Below are 18,726 nucleotides of genomic sequence, written 5' to 3' on the forward strand. Positions count from 1 at the left end.
AAAGACTATGACCCGTTTTTTCTTAGTTATTGCCCCCATCCTTGCTGGTCTCGCCGTCGCCGCTGGTGCCTTTGCCAGCCATGGCCTTAAAGAAACCCTCGACGCCAATGCCCTTGATATCTGGGAAACTGCCGCTAAATACCAAATGTATCAGGCGATCGCCTTACTGCTGGTGGGCCTATTTTCTGTCCAGGGGTCGTTCCCCCAAAGTTGGCTCAATGGGGCTGGCATTGCCTTTATTGTCGGGATTGTGCTCTTTTCCGGTAGCCTCTATGCCTTGAGTTTAAGTGGGGTGAAAATTTTGGGGGCCATTACACCGCTCGGTGGGGCGGCTTTCATCGTTGGCTGGATCTGTTTGGCGATCGCCGGTTGGCAGTTTAGCCGCTAAAGAATTTTGGCAAAGCGATTAAGTTTGGACAGATTTTGTGAATTTGCTGTAACTTCGTTTTCAATTCCTCGCTAAGATTCAAGGAACTACGAATCTTTTTAGCAATAGGAGCACCTGGCTGTGTATGGAGCCGACCCCAATGATCCGCATCCCATGGCAGGATTTCCGCAGATTTGTTTTATCCGCAACACGGTGACAAATCCGAATATCATCATCGGCGATTACACTTACTACGACGATCCGGAGGATTCAGAAAACTTTGAACGCAATGTTTTGTATCACTTTCCCTTTATTGGCGATCGCCTAATCATCGGTAAATTTTGCGCTCTGGCCAGGGGAGTTAAGTTCATCATGAACGGGGGCAACCACAAAATCGATGGTTTTTCCACCTATCCGTTTCAGATTTTTGGCAATGGTTGGGACAAACTCGCCCTGCAACCTAGTGACTTCCCCTACAAAGGCGATACAGTCATCGGCAATGATGTTTGGATTGGCTATGAAGCCGTGATTATGCCCGGTGTGCACGTGGGAGATGGTGCGATTATTGCCGCCAAATCAGTCGTGGTTAACGATGTCCCTCCCTACACCATTGTAGGTGGCAACCCCGCCAAATGTATTCGACAACGCTTTACCGATGAAGTGATTAAAACCTTACTATCAGTGGCTTGGTGGGATTGGGAGATCGAGAAAATTACCCGCAATTTAGAAAAAATTGTCGCAGCGGATTTAGATGCTCTGCTCCAGTGTGAATAACGAAATCTTTATATAGCTTCTATAATCGTCATGCTCGCTGCAAAAGTTTAAACACAGCTCACGAGCTTCATCATCAAAACTATTGACACTCTTGCCTGAGCTTTCAAAATAAAACCAACAAAAAACCCTGCTAATTTTCTCTATGTTTAAGCAGGGCATCACAGATTGCAGATAGCTTGAGATTTTAAATTCTATTTAACGGCCACCGACGACAACATTTTTAATGCGCAAGTGCGGGCCGCCAACGCTGACAGGTAAACCTCCTTGGCCACCTTTACCACAGCCGCCGTTGGTATAGAGGGTGTCGTTACCGATCGCCTCAATGTCCTTTAAGGTTTGGAAGACGTTCCCAGAGAGGGTGACATCACTGACAGGTTCGGCGATTTTGCCATCACGGATCATGTAGCCTTCCGCCGCCGCAAAGGTAAACATTTCCCCATTAGTTTGACCACCGATCATCCGCACTGCATAGACTCCTTCTTGGATATCTTGGATCATTTCTGCAAAGGGCGTATCACCGGGTTCGATGGCCGTATTCGTCATGCGCACCAGGGGCGGATAACCAGCTTGAATGGCGCGGGCATTCCCTGTGGGCGCTTCGCTCATTTTCCCTGCGGTTTCGCGGGAGTGGAGTCGCTGGGTGAGCACACCGTCTTTGATTAAATATTTGCGTTGGCCGGGTACCCCTTCGTCATCGTATTTCATCGTGCCGGGCAGATCAGGGAGGGTGGCATCATCGATCACATTTAGTTGGGAAATGCCGAGGGGTTTGCCGATGGTCAGGAGTTCCTGCATCCGGGGATTTTCGTAGACAAAATCGGCTTCGGATAGGTGGCCAAAGGCTTCGTGGATAAAGACCCCTGCGAGGTAAGGATCCAGAACAACGGTATATTGTCCGCCTTTGACGGGCTTGGCTTCTAGTTGACGGATCGCTCGTTCTGCTGCGCCTTTAACACGCTCTTCGATTCCAATGAGCGCATCGAAATCACAGCGGGAATTAATCGATTCAAAGCCCTGGCGCACGACACCATTTTCTCCCCTGGCGATCGCCCCAAATCTACCGTTGACATCGAGGCGTTCTTGGATGATGCAACTGCCATTGGAATTGACGAAGTAGGTGGTGACGAAACTATCGCTAATGCTGGCCATCGTTGTTTGAATCCGGGGGTCATAATCCAGCAAAATTTGGTTGTATTTCGCCAACAAATCTCGTTTTTCCTTGAGGGAAATAGTGCGGGGGTCGGTTTTAATCTCTACTGGTACATAGTCCTCGATGGCCCCACTGGGAGCCAGTTGGGTAGATTCTTTGCCCACAAGTTTCGCCTGGGAAACCGCTTCGGCAACGCGATCGCCTAATTCGGCGAGGCCATTGAACGTGACAAAACTCCAACCCCCCTGGTGACAGGCCCGAATCCCGCCGGCGAGGGCAAAACTACGGTTACTGCCGTCGAACTGCGCCCCCCGGAAGGCCAGACTGGTAGATTCACTCTGCTGCACCCGAATTTCTAGGTAGTCCACAGCCCCTTGATGGGTGGCGATCGCCCCCTTGAGGGCATCGGTAATTTGTTGCATGGTGAGGGTCGTCATCGATCTTTACTCCTTAATTTCAGCCGCAATCGTTAAATCTTCTAGGTTCCAGAGGGGGCCACCCAGGGCCGAATGTTGTACCCCTTCAATTTTGTCACGCACCGCTGCGAGGGAATAATTGTTCACTAAATGGATAAACGGTAGATATTCCGCTGCAAGTTCTTGGGTTTTAGCATAAATCTCCTTGCGTTTGTCGAGATCCAGCTCCTGGGCCCCTTGGATGTAGAGATCCGCAATTTCCTGTTCCCAGTCATTGATCAGCCGATCCGTCAGGGGGGTAGTGCCTGGCCGCGCCGCTTGGTTAAACATATGCAAATTCCCCTCTGGGAACCACACATTCGCGCCCCCATTGGGTTCATTCCCTCCTGTCAAGCCCAACAAGAAACAATCCCAATCGAGGGAGTTGCTCAACTTATCGACGAGGATATTAAAACCAATCGGGCTGTAATCCACCTGCATTCCCAGGGCTTCGAGATCCTGCTCAATTTGAGTCGCCATTGCTTCGCGAATTTTGTTGCCCGCATTGGTAATCAAGGAAAAACGCACGGGATTATTGTCGGCATCGATTAATTGTCCCTGGGCGTTGTAGGAAAAGCCCGCTTCTTCGAGGAGCGCCTTGGCCCTGTCTGGGTCATAATCGTAGGTTTTTATTTGATCATTATAGAAAGGAGATTGCACCGAAATCGGCGAATGTTGCACTTCCCCCAAACCCCGGTAAATATTGTTCACCATGCGCTGTCGATCAATGCCATAAGCCACAGCCTGACGAAACTTCAGATTGTTGAACCATTTCGACTTGATGGGATCGACGAGGGGTTTGCCGTCCCGCTTCCCGGTATTGAGATTAAAGGAAATAAAACTGGTGCCGTAGGCTTCCCCGCCGTTGTAGATGGTAAATTTACCCCGGTCTTCTTCCCGTTTCAGGAGCGAAAAATAATCTGGGCTGACCCCCGTGACATCTAAATCGCCAGACCGAAATTGCAGCAAAGTGGTGTCAGTGTTGGGGACGATTTGCCAAACGATTTGATCCACGTAGGGCTTGGGGGTTTGCCAGTAGTAGGGGTTGGGCTGGAAGATTAAGCGCTGACCCACGGCATAGTTAATTAACTGGTAGGGGCCACTGGAAACTAAATCTTGTGGTGGCGTGCTGACGCCCCAGGTACCCAAAAAGAGGGGATTGCCTTCGCTGTCGGTCTGCTCAACGCTTTCGCGGAGGACGTGTTCTGGCAGAATTTCCAGGGCCGTATTGTTGAGGAAAGGCGCAAAGGGCTCGGTGATGGTGAATTTCACCTGGCGATCGCCTACTTTTTCCACGGTCGGCAAAGTTCCGGCAACGCCCACCCGGAGGCCATCACGGGAATTGGTGGGGATTTTTTCGTTGAGATAAATCTGGTTGTAGCTAAAGACCACATCATCAACGGTGAGCGGTTCCCCGTCAGACCATTGCAGGTTGTCCCGCAGGGTAAAGGTCAAGCTGAGTTGGTCTTCAGAAAATTCCCAGGATTCGGCAAGCCGTGGCTCCGTTTCCCCCGTGACGGGGTTTTCTGAAACTAAGCCTTCATAGGTAAGGCCAAAAATACTGGGGGACTCTGCCGAGAGGGCCGGGTTAAAGGTTTTCGGGTCGCTGAGGACGCTGATCACAATTTGGTTGTCCCCTGCCCCGGTGGCGTTACTGGCTTGGGGATTACAGGCGGTGAGGACAGAGGGCAAAGTCAAGGAAAAGGCGATCGCCGCCACAAATGCCCAAAACCGCTGTAACCGAAATAATTTAGAAAGTTTCAAGAATTTATTCTTCTTCATTGCGCTGCGCCCCATCTAAACGCCCTAGTTCATACACCCCACAGCCAGCACAGGCCATCACCCCCAAACTGATTGCCCAACTGTGACCGAGGCTCCACTCCACCCCAAAATTACACCCTGCGCCAAATAATAAAAAAGGCACAATGCTCAAGAGCGAGGCCGAAAAAGCACTCTTGGATTCACGAATTTCTTTGTCCTTCTCAAATTCTTCTTCGGAAAAATAGAGCGATCGCTCGGCCCAATTCATCCAGCGTTCCAGACCATTCAAGATCCCTTCCCGCAACGGAGCAATGCCAATGTAGAGGGCAAAGGCCCAGAGGCAAGCGCCGGCGATCGTGCTGGCTTCGATGGGAATAATAAAGGGAAAAAATTCACGCAACATGGGGAGAGTAAGGGCGACAACTGTGTTTAAAGATTGTATCGATTGTGGTGGCCTTCGGCATCCTCCCCCCATCATCTGTTGCGGCAATGGCGATCGCCTTAGGGAGTTAAACCATCTCCAAAGGGGGAATTTCCGAGCGCTGCATCGTCGCCTCTAACTGCACCTCTGCCATATCCGCTTCCACCGCTGCCATCAGTTGCTCCCGGAGGTCAGGCATTACAGCCAAGGCCCTTGTCCAGTCTGGAATGCGGTACACAGCCGGCTCGTGCATATATTTATCAAAGGCTAAAGGAATGATCTGTTCAAAGCTTTCGACGGTCATTTCCTCCCGGTGGCGATCGTAGGGAATACCGTTACAGGTCGCATCGACAAAATATTGACGGATCATATCCTGGGCGACGCGGCGGAATTTCACCTGGAGCGCGATTTGGTGCCCTTCAGAGAAAACAATTGACTCCGTTTCTGTCAAGGTACGCAGGATCGAAGACAAAATTTCGGTACACATTTTCTGTAGCCCTTCTTGGGGATTGTTGCCCACGGCTTTGTGTTTGTGGTCAAAGAACCCCAGATCCACCTGGGCCACCCGTTTCGGCGCTACGTTGCGATAAACCTCTGCCAATAGCCCCACCTCAATACCCCAGTCACAGGGAACGCGCAAATTTAAGGCCAGATCTGCGGTCATGGCAAATTCGCCGGCGAGGGGATAACGGTAGGATTTGAGGTAGTGGAGGTAGGCATTGCGCCCCAGGACGTCTTCAAGGGTTGCCAACAGAGGCGCAACGAAGAGACGCACAACCCGGCCATTCATCGCTCGGGTTTCGAGGCCGAGACGGGTGTAATAGGCTTTGTTGTAGGCAATACCGAATTCTGGCTCCACGATAGGATAGAACAGCTTGGCCACCAGGGAACGGTCAAAGGTGACAATGTCGGCATCATGGAGGGCGATCGCCCGGGCATCTAGGGACGCCAGACCAAGGCCCAGCCACACCGCCCAGCCCTTGCCCATGTAGTCAAGGAGATTGAGATTTTGCTGGGCGAGCTTTTCTAAAATGCCGCGAATCCGGGCTCCATTCGTCCAAATGACGTTGACCTTTTGGGGCAATTCACGAAAAAACGTCACGGCATGGTGATACTGTTCGACGGTTTCGGCATGGAGACAAACATTGATGGTTTGGATGTAGGCACAGCCTTTTAAATGCTCTTTGATCCGAGTGAGGGCAGGCCGTTGAAGTTCTTCATAAAGTGAGGGAATGAGTAACGCCATGGGGCAAATTTCACGAAGATTCATCAGGCGTTTTTCGAGGTAGTCCAGATCGGCATCAAGATCATGGATGGTGGTGATGAATTCTTGGCAAAAGTCCATTGCTAGTCACCTAAATAAAAAGAAAATCTTAAAATTTGCCTTTAAAGTAACCCAATTTTTGGGGGTTGGCCGTATCTAAAGCGACGTAAAAATCACTACAATGTCATCCGCATTTGTTGATAGGCTGAGATTTAACTTGAATAAAGGATGAGTCAGCCGTTTTTTCGCCCCCAAGAAAATACTAAAAAAACAGATCAAGCGAGTTTTTAAAAATGATGTCTGTTGATCCTGTAATCACGAGACTCTGGGGTTTAAAAAAGCGACGTGGGCTTGTCCCCGATGAGTGAAATTAGCGTGTTTTTCCTGTTACTCCTATGACCATTCCCCAGATTGCAGGTCTTGGCGATCGCCTTGATGAATTTTTTGCGACCCTATATCCTGATCATCCGCCTGCAGCATTAGTTGCGCGTTTGGAGCAGGTACTTGCGCCCCATGTGACGGCGACGAAAAATGAAGAGTTATGGGATCAAAGCACGGCCCTGATGATTACCTACGGGGATAGCCTGTACCAACCCAATACTGACAATGGCCCCAACCCCCTCCAGGTACTTTTGACTTTTCTGCGGGAACGGCTCCAGGGAGTGATTAGCGGTGTGCATATTCTGCCGTTTTTTCCCTACAGTTCCGATGATGGCTTTGCGGTAATTGATTACCGCCAGGTCAATCCGCAGTTGGGCAGTTGGCAAGATATCGAGGCGATCGCCAAAGAATTTGAAGTGATGGCCGATCTGGTGATCAACCATGTCTCAAGTGAATCAGACTGGTTTCGGCAATTCCTCGCCCAGGAAAAACCCGGTTGTGACTACTTCATTGAGGTGCCCCCAGATACCGATACCCAGTTAGTGGTGCGCCCCCGCAGTAGCCCGCTCCTGAGTCAATTTGCCACGACAAAAGGCGATCGCCACGTGTGGACCACCTTTAGCCGCGATCAAGTAGATGTCAACTTTGCTAACCCCGACGTCCTCTTTGAATTTATCGATATCCTCTTGGGTTACTGTCAGCACGGCATCCGCTTTATTCGCCTTGATGCGGTGGGCTTTCTCTGGAAAAAATTACAAACCGCCTGCATTCACCTGCGGGAAACCCATCTGGTGATCCAATTGATCCGGGAAATCCTTGCTGTCACCTACCCACGCACCGTGGTGATTACCGAAACCAACGTCCCCAACCGGGAAAACCTCAGCTATTTCGGCAAGGGCAACGAGGCCCACATGATCTACAATTTCAGCCTGCCGCCCCTACTCCTCAATGCGCTGATTCGGGGCGAAGCCCGGCACCTCAAAACCTGGATGAAAAGTATGCCCCCGGCCCAGGATGGTTGCGCCTACTTTAATTTCACCGCCTCCCACGATGGCATTGGCCTCCGCCCCGCCGAAGGTCTGCTAGAAGGCAAAGAATTCGATCAATTGATCCAAACCATGGCCGATTTTGGGGCCAGAATTAGCTACCGTAGTTTGCCCAATGGCACCGAAAAACCCTATGAACTGAATATTTCTTTGTTCGATGCCCTCAAAGGCACAGTTACAGGCCCCGATCCTTGGCAACGGCAACGATTCCTCTGTTCCCAGGCGATCATGATGTCCTTAGAGGGAGTGCCCGCTTTCTATATCCATAGTTTTTTGGCGACCCCCAATGATGACGCCAAGGTGGCGATGACAAACCATAACCGCAGCATTAACCGTCACCAATGGGACGATGACCGACTCCAGCAAAAGCTCGCTGACCCTGATTCTGACCAAGCCTGGGTGTTGCAAGAACTGACAAAACTCATCCGGATCCGTCGCCAGCAACCGGCATTTCATCCCAACGCGACCCAATACACCCTTGATTTCCAGAGTCCGGCAGTCTTTGGGTTTTGGCGTCAGAGCCGCGATCGCCGCCAGAGTATTTTCTGCTTGTTTAACCTAGGCGATCGCCCGACAACCATCCCGGTGGCCAGCTTAAACCTGATTTGCACCGATGACTGGCAGGATTTATTAGATGAAGTTGTGTTAGAAGAAGGCACAACGGACATTTCCCTAGCCCCCTATCAAACTGCGTGGATTACCAATGTTCCTCTGCTTTACTGACCTCGACGGCACCCTCCTCAACCATGATGACTATCGCTACGATGCCGCAATCCCGACGATCCAGACCTTAAAAAAATTAGGAATTCCGGTTATTCCCACCACCAGCAAAACAAAAGCTGAAGTGCTGGAACTGCGGGAAGCCCTTGGGTTAAAGGATCCGTTCATTGTGGAGAATGGCAGCGGCATTTTCCTAGAATCTGACGATCCACGCTTTGATTTTTCGGCATTGGATCTGGAGATGACAACCGAGGCCACCCTAACCACTATTACCCTCGGCATTTCCTATGCCCAAGCGCGACAATCCCTCCAGAATTTGGCCCAACAGATCGGGGAACCGTTAACAGGGTTTGGGGATTTAAGTCTGGCAGCCTTGCAGGATCTTACGCAATTGCCCTTGGCGGCGTTAAAACAGGCGGGCGATCGCCAATTTAGTGAACCGTTTTTGCGACCCCAGACGGATTTAGCACAGTTGGAATTTTTAGCGACAAAAGCTGGCCTACAAATCCTGGTGGGCAATCGTTTCTGTCATCTCCTAGGTGCAGGTGCTGGCAAAGGACGGGCTGTGCAACTCCTCCAGCAGGCGTGGCAACAAGCTCATCCCGATCAAGCACCGATCAAAACCCTCGGCCTGGGGGATAGTCCCAATGATTTGTCTTTACTAGAAGCTGTGGATGTGGCGATCGCCGTGCCGGGGCCTCAAGGGGTTAATCCCAAACTCGTGTCCCAGATTGAAACAAAAGGCTGGCTCGTCGCTCCAGAACCCGGTGCAAAAGGATGGGCCAGGGCCGTAACCGCTCAACTTGAGATTTCGTTTGACTAGCGCGACTTGGATTCTTCAACAATTCAGCAAAAAATCATCATTTTTTCTGATTAGGCGATCGCCAACCATTTGTTAGGCTATTCCCGGACATCGCCCAAGCACCGCCTATGTTTTTCTTTTTGAAGCAACTGACCAGTTGGGACCGCTGGAATCAATTCCTGGTGAGTCTCTCAATTTTGGCCTTTTTACCCCTCCAGTTTCCCCAGGTGATCAGCAATGCCGCCGTCATTGGTACGGGAAATCCAGCGGCGATCGCCACCCTGGGGGTGATTCCCGTGGGCGGTTATGCGGCCGGGATTTTAGGTAATTTGTTGTTGATGAATTTCCTTGCCGGGCAACGGGAATTTTGGGGCACCACCGTCCAAGCGGCAGGGATTGTCACCGCCGACATTGTGATCTTTCAACTGTTTCAGGTGGGTTTCATTCCGGGGTGGTTATTTTGGCCAGCGACCCTATTTTTGGTGGTGGGGATGGTGCTGAACTACGGCCATTTTTTCATTTGCGATCGCCCCGGTTGGCAGGATCAATTTTGGCCCCAATGGCGACGTATCTTACAGTGGCTCGGCATTGCCCTGCTCCCCGCATTGGTTGTGCTCCAACTCCACGATGCTTTTTTGCCGAATTTCCCAGAATGGCCAGGGGGCCTTGGGGCGGCGTTTCTCTTGAGTGGCTTGATGGTGCAACTGATCCAGCGACAAACCGTAAGCTTACCCAATTTTTTTCAATACCAAAACCGTTGGCGACGGGGGGTAATGGCCCAGAGCACTTGGTTGAAAAGCTGGCTGCGGCGGGGCTGGCGCGGTTTAGCGGGCTGGACGGCAAACCTCCTGTTTATGTTTAACTCCCTGGCCCAGTTTGTGAACTGCTTAATTTATCCCGATGATCTGGCGGCTCTCTCCCTCACAACCCAAGTGCTGTTTGTGGTGGGGAATTTATTAATGTTGTCCCGTTCCGGCACCCTCCTCATTGCCGGGAAAGACCGGATTTGGTGTGCCAGCACCCTCTGGGATCTGTTGATGCGGGTGGGGATTTTTGCCTGCTTACTCCAGGCTGGCCTCCTCAATTTGCCTCTATTTTGCGTATTCTGTGGGGCGATCGCCTTCTATTTAAGCTTCATTTTTTTGATGACCAAGCGAGTTTACCCAAGCTCTTCCCTGGCAGATACCGCCATTTTTCTCCTATTCGGTCGGTCTCCCCAGTGGCAACCCATTGAAAGTTAAGCCATTGAGATGAAGTGTGGACGATCGCCCAGCGATTAAAATAACCCATGTCCTAATCGTTCTCAGCCGAAGCCCCTGGTAAAGATCCAGCAAGACCCGGAAGTGGGGTAAACTTTTAACCCAGTAAACCCAGACAATACAGGGAGACAATCTTGGGCATTGAACTGCGCAGCTATGTTTATCTCGATAGCCTGCAACCGCAACACGCATCCTACATTGGTACAGTCGCCCTTGGATTTCTACCTTTACCAGGAGACTCATCCCTCTGGATTGAAGTGTCCCCAGGCATCGAAATTAACCGCATTACCGATGTGGCCCTCAAATCCACCTCCGTGCGCCCAGGGGTACAATTCGTTGAACGTTTGTATGGGTTACTCGAAATTCACTCGCCCCGCCAAGGAGAAACGAAAGCTGCGGGCCAAGCAATCCTCGATTCCCTTGGGGTCACGGCTAAGGATTGCCTCAAACCGGAGGTAGTCTCTAGCCAAATTATTCGTAATATTGATGCCCACCAGGCCCAATTGGTAAACCGAAATCGACGGGGGCAAATGTTGCTGGCGGGCCAAACCCTCTATGTCCTAGAAGTACAACCCGCAGCCTATGCTGCCCTCGCAGCTAATGAGGCGGAAAAATATGCCCAGATTAATATTTTGCAGGTGACGGCGGTGGGGAGTTTTGGCCGGGTCTATCTTGGGGGTGAAGAACGGGACATTATTGCCGGTTCCCAGGCTGCCCTTGCGGCGATCGCCTATGCCCCTGGCCGACCCCAATCAACCCAGCGTCAAGAATAATTCTGAAACGAACCATGGCATCTCAACCGCTCAATATCCTCAAACAAGGCACCCTGGCATGGCTCCAATGGCGGCAAGCCCACCCCACCGTGATTCCTGACTTGAGCCACGCCAATCTCAGTCGCCTCAACTTGCGGGGGGTCGATCTCAGTCGCTGCAACCTGTCCCAATGCCTCTTTGACCACAGTCGTTTAATTGCGGCCAATCTCAAACAAGCCGACTTGAGTGGTGCCCAGGGGGAATCTCTGCAGCTTTTGGATGCCAATTTGCAGTCTGCCAACGCCAGTAATGGCCACTTTGCCAATAGTAATTTTTCGGGGGCCGATCTCAGTTTTGCCAATTTGATCGGTGCGGACTTACGTCAATGCTGTTTGCAAGGAGTCAATTTTTACCACACAAATCTGATCGGGGCCAATCTCCGCTACAGCAGCCTCCTAGGGGCAAACCTCAGCCAAGCCCAACTGCATCGCGCTAATTTAAGCGAAACGAACCTGAATGAAGTGAGTTTCAATGAAGCGGATCTCAGTCAAGCCAATTTATTCGAGGCAGAAGTCGGCAAGGGACAGCTTTATAAAGTCAAACTTGTGGGCGCGGATTTGACCCAAGCCCACCTCCACCACAGTTACCTGTTTGGGGCAAATCTCCAGGGGGCGACCCTCCGTAAAACCGATGTACGCTGGAGCAATCTGGCCTATAGCAATCTGGTGGGGGCGGATCTAGAAGGGGTAAATCTCCGGGGGGCAGATCTCAGTCATAGCGATCTAACCGGGGCGTCTTTGGTGGGGGCAAATCTGCGGGGTTGTCTGCTCCAGGGGGCAAATCTCCAGGGTTGCAACTTAGAAAATGCTGACCTAGAAGGAGTTGCTTTGGGACGGGTCAATTTGCAGGGGGCGATCATGCCCGATGGCCAACGGCGTTGTTAAATCCGGTGTTGTCCCGCTGGGGAAAGCTGGAGCATTAAGAACTTAAGCTAGGATAAATGTAGTCCCTGCGGAGTCGAGATCTATGGCTGAATCTGGCGATCGCCTTGGTGAGAATCGTCTACGACAATTACGTCTTTACCTCTATTTGGTGCCGATTCTGGGTTTTTTTCCGGCATTATGGCAGCTCTATGGAAACAAAGGTGATCGCCGTGAACAACGCATTAGTCGCCAGGCGATTATGCTAATGCTGAGCTGGCTAAGCCTCTACCTGGGGTTAGGCTGGGGGAGTGACCATCTGGCGGGAATTGGCGGGTTTCGGATGATGTATCTCAATGCCCTGCTGACGTCTGGATATTTTCTCGGTTGCTTTGTTTTGATGGTACGTGTTTGGCAAAAATCCGCTAAAACGACCCCGACAAACACTGATCAGATGGCCGACAATTTCGAGGAATATTTTCTGAAGTAAAACTCACCAAAAGTGGAACCTCTGGTTTAGCATAGCTATCAAAGTATTTCGTCCCGCAATTTTTAGTGTGGTCTTTCCGGTGTGAGGAAACCTGTGCCTGCAACAAAATCGTCCCTAGCAAATCAACGTCTATCGGCCAAAGCAACCCAAAAACAAAAAAACGCTAAAGCTAACCCTTTTCAGAAGTCGTCGTCGAAAAAACGGCGGCCCCTTTCGACTTGGCACTGGTTAATGATTTGGTGTGGTTTGACGGGCGTTTCGATTGTGTCTGCTACGGCGGGTGCTTTATTGGCGGTGTCCCTCTCCTCAACCCCCCTGCGCCAAACACCCCTCGCCCCGGAAGAACTCAGCGTCTTCTCCCAGGATGAGGCGATCGCCAAACAATCCCTCCGTTTACCAGAACTGACGCGCCCCGTAAATATTCTGCTGTTGGGGACAAAAGTGCTCACCTCTGAAGTAGATGATGGCACCAATGAAGACCTTGGTTACCACGCCCTCGTGAATTCCTTTGAAGGGCTGGCCGATACGATGCTGTTATTGCGCTTTGATCCCGCCGACAAACAAATCTCAATTCTCTCCATTCCCCGGGACACCCAGGCCAACATCGAAGGCTATGGTCTCTCGAAAATTAACCATGCCAATGCCTACGGTGGTGCAGTCCTTTCCGCCAAAACCGTTGGGGATCTTCTGGGTGGCGTCGAAATTGACCGCTACATCCGCGTCAACGTCCAGGGCATTGGCAAACTCATTGATGCCCTCGGTGGGGTCACAGTCTACGTCCCGAAGGACATGAAATACCAGGACGATAGCCAGCGTCTCTACATCAACCTCAAGGAAGGAGAACAGCACCTTAATGGCGACGAAGCCCTCCAATTTTTGCGGTTCCGCTATGACGAATATGGCGATATTGGCCGTGTTCAGCGCCAACAGACCTTAATCCGTGCTGTTCTAGAGCAAAGTTTAACTCCCAGTAACTTGGTGAAATTTCCCCAGGTCATGTCGATTATTCAATCCCATATTGATACGAATATGAGCGTTCAAGAACTGATTGCCCTCGCTGGCTTTGGTTCTCAGATCGAGCGCAGTAATATTCAGATGGTGATGCTCCCAGGGGAATTTAGCGGCGACGGCAGAAACGGCAGCACAAGCTATTGGTTACCCCACCGCAGCCGCATTAGTCGGGTGATGGCCCAGCATTTTGACATCCAGACCGATTACGCCAGCAATTTAGACTTTCTCTCCCCTGGGGATGTGCGCATTGCAATCCAAGACAGTACGGGGAATTCTCAAGCTGTGCGATCGCTCCTCCAGCGTTTAAACGAAGCGGGTTACAGTCGGGTTAGTATCGCCCAGGACTGGTCAGAACCGTTGGAAAACACGCGCATCGTGGCCCAAAAAGGAGATGATCTAGCAGCTTCCGAAATTCGCGCAAACCTAGGATTTGGGGAAGTGCGAGTAGAAAGTACCGGAGTATTAAATTCCGACATTACGATTCAACTCGGCCGCGACTGGCTTACCCTCGCAAATAACCTTCCCGGTCAAACCACAGTCAATTAGAGTAATTTAACGATTTCAAATATTGTTATGACAGATGTCCTAAATTTCTTATTTTTGCAAGTTACGAAGCCACAAATAGTTCACTAAACTTGATTGCTGCTATTCTTAAGACATATATTCGATAGTGACAATAAGTGTAAAATATTTGTGTTGAAGTCAAGTTCGATGAAATGCCAAAAATGTAATTCTGAAAAAGTCATTACATTATCTAGTGGTCGTCAAGTGTGTCAAGAGTGTAAGGCTGTTCAAAACCAACATCAATCTCTTGGTTGTTTTGGTCGTTTAAGTATTTTATGGTTTATGATTTGTGTTTTTATAGGTGTTCCATTGATGGTTTCAGAAAATATCAATGAACAAAGAGAAAGGCAGCAGTATCAAGAAAAAGTACATAGGCAACAAGAGGTTGTGAGTGATTATATGAAATCGCTAAGCGATATCAACCAGTCTCAAACTGAAATGTTAGGCAAGATTTACGGCGGTAACTCAGCTCCAACTCCCATAAGAGAACCAAGATATAATCAATGTGATTGTCCATACGATATCTTTTACTATACTGGCGAAGAAAGATACTGTGGGAACAATTCAGCATATGTCCGTACAGGTGGCCGATCTCCAGCTTGTTTTGTAGGTGAATACTAAAACTTTTATGCGTATTAAAAACTTATTTCGATTTTTTACTCTATTCTTTTTTGCCTCTACCGTATTTTGGAGTTATTGGGTTTATCGTGATTATATGGAACTCATTAAAGCCTATAATGCAAAGGAATCCGAAGCTGAATTGCGCCACCGAATCAATGTGGGATTTGATGGTACTTGGACACTTATGTCTATGATGACTATGGTTTATTGCATTGGGAAGTTAGAGGACAAAGACTAAACTGCTTTACAGTCATTGATCAATGCTTCTTTGTCCCAGGGTTCTTAAATATACTTATGCCGTGATTCTAGTTCATTCTGGACGGTTTACTACAGAATATTCTCATCTAGGTAAATATGAGCAATGATATTTCTTCGGCTCATAATTGAATTCTCATAATAGGATTCTTTCTCGTGTTTGATAGTAGCTAGCAGGTATTAGTAAAATCCTCAAGCACATTGCCCACCAGCACGTCTTTTTCCTTACGTTTATTTATCGTTCAACGAGGGACTAGAAGAAGTCGATTCCTTTGGTCCTGTTGATCTTTTTTAATCCTCAATGGCTCGGGTGAGGAGCTGTTGCAGTAATTTTGATTGTGGCTGCTGCCGTCGTTGCCTTTTGACGAGCTTCGGTAGCATCTTTCCCCTTGGCGAGGGCGACCCCCATGCGACGGTAGGGACGAGAATCGGGCTTACCAAATAAACGGAGGTCGGTGTCTGGGATAGCCAAGGCTGCTGCAACACCAGTAAACATAATTTGATCGCTATTTTTCTCAGCGAGAATCACTGCACTGGCCGCCGGACTCAGCAATTCAATGGTAGGAATCGGTAGACCCAAGATCGCCCGGAGATGGAGTTCAAATTCATTCAGGTTTTGGGAAATGAGCGTCACCATGCCCGTATCGTGGGGCCGGGGAGACAATTCCGAAAAAATTACTTCATCTTTGGTGATAAAAAACTCGACCCCAAAAATGCCAGCGCCCCCGAGTTTATCGGTAACTTTCCGGGCAATGTCCTGGGCATCTTTTACTTGGGCTGCGGTTAAACCAACGGGCTGCCAGGATTCTTGGTAGTCACCCCGCTCTTGGCGGTGGGCGATCGCCGGACAAAAGAGGGTTTCTCCTGCCCATTGGCGGATGGTGAGGAGGGTGATTTCTACCTCGAAATCGATAAATTCTTCGATGATAATTTTGGCGGTGTCACCCCTGGCCCCCTCAATGGCGTAATTCCAGGCGGCTTCTAATTCGTCGGCAGTTTGTACCACGGATTGCCCTTTACCAGAGGAGGACATTACGGGCTTGATCACGTTGGGAAAGCCGATGTCCTGGGCGACGGTTTTGAGTTCTGCGAGGTTGGTGGCATAGGCATATTTGGCAGTACGCAGGCCTAATTCTTCGCTGGCAAGATCCCGGATGCGATCGCGGTTCATGGTGAAGTTGGTGGCGGCGGCGGTGGGGATAACGGTATAGCCTTGCTGTTCTAATTCGATGAGTTTTTCGGTGCGGATGGCTTCTACTTCCGGCACGATCAGATCCGGTTGATGTTTTTTGATCACCGCTTCGAGGGCTACCCCATCAAGCATAGAGATGACTTCCCGTTGGTCGGCCACCTGCATTGCCGGGGCGTTGTCATAGCGATCCACAGCGATCACGGTATTGCCTAAACGTTGGGCGGCGATCGCCACTTCTTTACCCAGTTCCCCAGAGCCCAACAACATGATTTTTTTCGGTAATGCGATCGCCATTTTTTCACCTATTGCCAAGAACAAAACAGAGATATCATACCGTTTTTAGCTGTACACGCGCCCCCGCCAGGCCTTGGGTTTTTGTCGGGCTGAGAGGAAAATCCGTGCCACCGCAAAGGGATCTGCAAAGGGAGATAACCAAAATAGCCATGCACTTTTACCGACGCTAAATTGGCGATCATAGGAGCCGGAAATGGCCAACAGCATCCCGAAGCGCACCAGGAGCAAAAAGACATTTAAGTCCAACCAACCAGACAAAAAGGGGTTGCTTAGACCTTCTTCGATGCCCCCAAACAGCAGCATCGTTAAGGGAATCGGTAGGCCTTGCACCATTGTCAGGAGCCATAGTTGTCCCCAGAGTTCTGTGCGGGAGGTGGCATCTTTTAAATCGAGCGATCGCCCCCATTCGTCCCAGGTTTCCCGCATCCCCTCGTACATTCTGACTTTAATAATTTTCGCGCCATCAAGAAAACCAACCCGATAGCCCGCCTTCGCAATATTTCTCGCCAGGGTCACATCATCACAAAACGATCCCGCCGCCGAACGATAACCCCCGACGTTTTCTAATACCTTGCGCCGACAGAGGAAACATTGCCCATTGGCCATCACACTGTCTTGATCCGGTTGGCGAATCCCTGCCACATCAAAACGAAAGAGTAGGGTCATCAGCAGCGCTGGTTGTAACCACCATTCCCCCGGCGATCGCAAAATAAACTGGGGCGATAGGGAGACCAAATCAAACCCTTCCTCCTCAGCGGCCTGGAGAACACTGGCGATCATCCCCCGCTGGGGTTGGGTATCGGCATCGACTCCCAAAATCCACTCACTGTCTGGGGAACTGTGCTCAAAGCCCCAATTTAACGCCCAGGGACGGCCCACCCAACCCTGGGGCAGCGGATCATCTGTTAGTAAGCGAAACCGGGGATCCGTTGCAGCCTTAGCTAAAACTTTTTCCCTAGTGCCATCGGTGGAATTACTATCAACGACGAGGATTTCTCGCACTTCATAGCTTTGCTGACTTAGCCCATCCAGGCAGGGTTGAATTCGTTCTACTTCGTTGAGGCTCGGCACCACCACTGTGACGGCGGCTAAATTATCAGAATTTGAAGCTTGGGGAGTCAAAGGCGATCGCCGCACGGCCCCCTTCATTAACCGCGATAAGACAACTAAAGCCCCACTACCCTGAATGAGCAAGCCAAACAAGCAAAGACCACCGATCCATACCGGGGAAAAATCCATAACTCAAGTAATTTCCAGCTAAAAATAAACACAAAAAACCCCCAATTTTAGAGGATGGGGGTAATACGAAAAAAATAGTTAACGACCGGCGCCCACGGGCATTTTCTCAGTCGTGGCATCCACCATCGGCAGCGTCGTCGTTGCTTGGCTTGCTTTGGGGATACTGAAGTACAACACAGTAACCGGTGCCAAGCCCAGCAGGATTCCCAACAAAATCGGTGGATAAATGCCGCCACCAATGCTCATCATCGTCGCAAAGCCAAAATTTAAAAGATACATGGCGAAGGGCAACATCAACTGTTCCCGGGACAGCTCAAGGGGTTGTTTGCCCCAAAACAGACTGGCAATGCCCATAAACACACAACCGGTTCCAAACCAACCGGAGAAATTTTCGTAGGGCATCCCGAAAAATGGCCCAACCACTTCCCATTCCCAGAAAGGTACAGCAGTTTGGCTCATCCCCGGATCTAGAACAAAATCCCAAGAGGTGAGCAGCAAAGCGCCAAGGGCGATCGCCGCCAAAGAATAAATCCACCGGGGTAAGTTATATTTCTGCAAACCCACCCGCGCGATCAGAAAACTACTAAAGCCCAGATAGAACCAAGATAGAGGAATGGTAAACGGGACTAACCCCGCAATCTTATAGCCCAAACCGCTGGTGTAGTGATAAGCCCCAAACGGAAACCCTGTACTGGTGCCCATTAGTTCCGCTGATACCGACACTGCTAGCGCTGGAATGAGAAAAGACAATAAATATTTTTTCCCCAGCAGGCGATAGGCATAGACAGTGACCGCAGCCATCCCCAGGAGCATGTACATCACACCACCATTGGCCATCGAGAGACGAAAAGCAACCTGGCCAAAATCGGGCAAGCTGGCAATGAAGTCGGCATTTGGTAAAACAAGCAGTAAGCCCGCTAAACCAAAGGCCATGGCCAACCCATGACCCCACAATAAATATTCTTCTGGCTTGAGCCTAATTTTCATA

Annotated in this window: 17 protein-coding genes; 10 read left to right on the forward strand and 7 right to left on the reverse strand. The window is 50.2% G+C overall.

Annotated elements, in window-relative coordinates:
* The first annotated feature begins 7 nt into the window (after positions 1-7).
* Complete coding sequence (locus tag AACQ84_RS10215) at positions 8-388, forward strand: DUF423 domain-containing protein (RefSeq protein WP_012307625.1); 381 nt, start codon at positions 8-10, stop codon at positions 386-388.
* A 114-nt stretch (positions 389-502) separates the two neighbouring features.
* The gene (locus AACQ84_RS10220; RefSeq protein WP_254903454.1) at positions 503-1,141 is read left to right on the forward strand and encodes a Vat family streptogramin A O-acetyltransferase; all 639 of its coding nucleotides are present in this window, start codon (positions 503-505) and stop codon (positions 1,139-1,141) included.
* 195 nt (positions 1,142-1,336) lie between these two features.
* On the opposite strand, the gene AACQ84_RS10225 is transcribed toward AACQ84_RS10220, so the two are convergent.
* From AACQ84_RS10225 to AACQ84_RS10240, 4 genes are all read right to left on the reverse strand, one after another.
* Positions 1,337-2,728, reverse strand: coding sequence for a TldD/PmbA family protein (locus AACQ84_RS10225; RefSeq protein ID WP_012307627.1), 1,392 nt, complete (start codon positions 2,726-2,728; stop codon positions 1,337-1,339).
* Positions 2,729-2,734: 6 nt separating this feature from the next.
* Positions 2,735-4,528, reverse strand: a complete 1,794-nt coding sequence (locus AACQ84_RS10230; protein WP_041443568.1) for an ABC transporter substrate-binding protein — start codon at positions 4,526-4,528, stop codon at positions 2,735-2,737.
* Entirely contained in the window at positions 4,515-4,910 is a 396-nt protein-coding gene (locus AACQ84_RS10235; protein WP_012307629.1) for a hypothetical protein, read from the reverse strand. The genes AACQ84_RS10230 and AACQ84_RS10235 overlap by 14 nt, the downstream gene beginning before the upstream one ends.
* Positions 4,911-5,016: 106 nt before the next feature.
* On the reverse strand, positions 5,017-6,273 hold the full coding sequence (locus tag AACQ84_RS10240; RefSeq protein WP_012307630.1) for a hypothetical protein: 1,257 nt from the start codon (positions 6,271-6,273) through the stop codon (positions 5,017-5,019).
* A gap of 314 nt (positions 6,274-6,587) precedes the next feature.
* On the opposite strand from AACQ84_RS10240, the gene AACQ84_RS10245 reads away from it, so the two are divergent.
* The 8 genes from AACQ84_RS10245 (at position 6,588) to AACQ84_RS10280 (ending at position 14,758) form a co-directional block, all read left to right on the forward strand.
* The gene (locus AACQ84_RS10245) at positions 6,588-8,342 is read left to right on the forward strand and encodes a sugar phosphorylase (protein ID WP_012307631.1); all 1,755 of its coding nucleotides are present in this window, start codon (positions 6,588-6,590) and stop codon (positions 8,340-8,342) included.
* The gene (locus AACQ84_RS10250; RefSeq protein ID WP_012307632.1) at positions 8,323-9,162 is read left to right on the forward strand and encodes an HAD-IIB family hydrolase; all 840 of its coding nucleotides are present in this window, start codon (positions 8,323-8,325) and stop codon (positions 9,160-9,162) included. The genes AACQ84_RS10245 and AACQ84_RS10250 overlap by 20 nt, the downstream gene beginning before the upstream one ends.
* Before the next feature lie 107 nt (positions 9,163-9,269).
* Positions 9,270-10,382, forward strand: coding sequence for a hypothetical protein (locus AACQ84_RS10255; protein ID WP_012307633.1), 1,113 nt, complete (start codon positions 9,270-9,272; stop codon positions 10,380-10,382).
* Positions 10,383-10,534: 152 nt separating this feature from the next.
* On the forward strand, positions 10,535-11,173 hold the full coding sequence (locus AACQ84_RS10260) for a hypothetical protein (protein WP_012307634.1): 639 nt from the start codon (positions 10,535-10,537) through the stop codon (positions 11,171-11,173).
* A gap of 14 nt (positions 11,174-11,187) precedes the next feature.
* Positions 11,188-12,096, forward strand: a complete 909-nt coding sequence (locus tag AACQ84_RS10265) for a pentapeptide repeat-containing protein (protein ID WP_012307635.1) — start codon at positions 11,188-11,190, stop codon at positions 12,094-12,096.
* Between the two features lie 82 nt (positions 12,097-12,178).
* Complete coding sequence (locus AACQ84_RS10270; protein ID WP_012307636.1) at positions 12,179-12,562, forward strand: hypothetical protein; 384 nt, start codon at positions 12,179-12,181, stop codon at positions 12,560-12,562.
* Positions 12,563-12,655: 93 nt separating this feature from the next.
* Positions 12,656-14,119 (forward strand): LCP family protein, encoded by a 1,464-nt coding sequence (locus AACQ84_RS10275; RefSeq protein WP_012307637.1) that lies wholly within the window; start codon positions 12,656-12,658, stop codon positions 14,117-14,119.
* Positions 14,120-14,284: 165 nt separating this feature from the next.
* Positions 14,285-14,758, forward strand: coding sequence for a hypothetical protein (locus AACQ84_RS10280; protein WP_143589420.1), 474 nt, complete (start codon positions 14,285-14,287; stop codon positions 14,756-14,758).
* Positions 14,759-15,311: 553 nt separating this feature from the next.
* Here the strand turns inward: AACQ84_RS10280 and purT are convergent.
* From purT to cruF, 3 genes are all read right to left on the reverse strand, one after another.
* Complete coding sequence (gene purT, locus AACQ84_RS10285; RefSeq protein ID WP_012307639.1) at positions 15,312-16,499, reverse strand: formate-dependent phosphoribosylglycinamide formyltransferase; 1,188 nt, start codon at positions 16,497-16,499, stop codon at positions 15,312-15,314.
* Between the two features lie 45 nt (positions 16,500-16,544).
* The gene (gene cruG, locus AACQ84_RS10290) at positions 16,545-17,738 is read right to left on the reverse strand and encodes a 2'-O-glycosyltransferase CruG (protein WP_012307640.1); all 1,194 of its coding nucleotides are present in this window, start codon (positions 17,736-17,738) and stop codon (positions 16,545-16,547) included.
* A 78-nt stretch (positions 17,739-17,816) separates the two neighbouring features.
* Positions 17,817-18,725, reverse strand: a complete 909-nt coding sequence (gene cruF, locus AACQ84_RS10295; protein WP_012307641.1) for a gamma-carotene 1'-hydroxylase CruF — start codon at positions 18,723-18,725, stop codon at positions 17,817-17,819.
* Position 18,726: the final 1 nt, after the last annotated feature.

Origin of the sequence: Picosynechococcus sp. PCC 7002, from assembly GCF_963860125.1 — a bacterium.
In the GTDB taxonomy this organism is placed as follows: domain Bacteria; phylum Cyanobacteriota; class Cyanobacteriia; order Cyanobacteriales; family MRBY01; genus MRBY01.

Excerpts from the sequence above, each read along its gene's own strand:
- AACQ84_RS10250 (WP_012307632.1), top strand. The coding sequence starts at position 8,323 with ATGTTCCTCTGCTTTACTGACCTCGACGGCACCCTCCTCAACCATGAT.
- AACQ84_RS10245 (WP_012307631.1), top strand. The coding sequence starts at position 6,588 with ATGACCATTCCCCAGATTGCAGGTCTTGGCGATCGCCTTGATGAATTT.
- AACQ84_RS10225 (WP_012307627.1), bottom strand. The coding sequence starts at position 2,728 with ATGACGACCCTCACCATGCAACAAATTACCGATGCCCTCAAGGGGGCG.
- AACQ84_RS10240 (WP_012307630.1), bottom strand. The coding sequence starts at position 6,273 with ATGGACTTTTGCCAAGAATTCATCACCACCATCCATGATCTTGATGCC.
- purT (WP_012307639.1), bottom strand. The coding sequence starts at position 16,499 with ATGGCGATCGCATTACCGAAAAAAATCATGTTGTTGGGCTCTGGGGAA.
- AACQ84_RS10255 (WP_012307633.1), top strand. The coding sequence starts at position 9,270 with ATGTTTTTCTTTTTGAAGCAACTGACCAGTTGGGACCGCTGGAATCAA.
- AACQ84_RS10215 (WP_012307625.1), top strand. The coding sequence starts at position 8 with ATGACCCGTTTTTTCTTAGTTATTGCCCCCATCCTTGCTGGTCTCGCC.
- AACQ84_RS10235 (WP_012307629.1), bottom strand. The coding sequence starts at position 4,910 with ATGTTGCGTGAATTTTTTCCCTTTATTATTCCCATCGAAGCCAGCACG.
- AACQ84_RS10265 (WP_012307635.1), top strand. The coding sequence starts at position 11,188 with ATGGCATCTCAACCGCTCAATATCCTCAAACAAGGCACCCTGGCATGG.
- AACQ84_RS10270 (WP_012307636.1), top strand. The coding sequence starts at position 12,179 with ATGGCTGAATCTGGCGATCGCCTTGGTGAGAATCGTCTACGACAATTA.
- cruG (WP_012307640.1), bottom strand. The coding sequence starts at position 17,738 with ATGGATTTTTCCCCGGTATGGATCGGTGGTCTTTGCTTGTTTGGCTTG.
- AACQ84_RS10280 (WP_143589420.1), top strand. The coding sequence starts at position 14,285 with ATGAAATGCCAAAAATGTAATTCTGAAAAAGTCATTACATTATCTAGT.
- AACQ84_RS10230 (WP_041443568.1), bottom strand. The coding sequence starts at position 4,528 with ATGAAGAAGAATAAATTCTTGAAACTTTCTAAATTATTTCGGTTACAG.
- cruF (WP_012307641.1), bottom strand. The coding sequence starts at position 18,725 with ATGAAAATTAGGCTCAAGCCAGAAGAATATTTATTGTGGGGTCATGGG.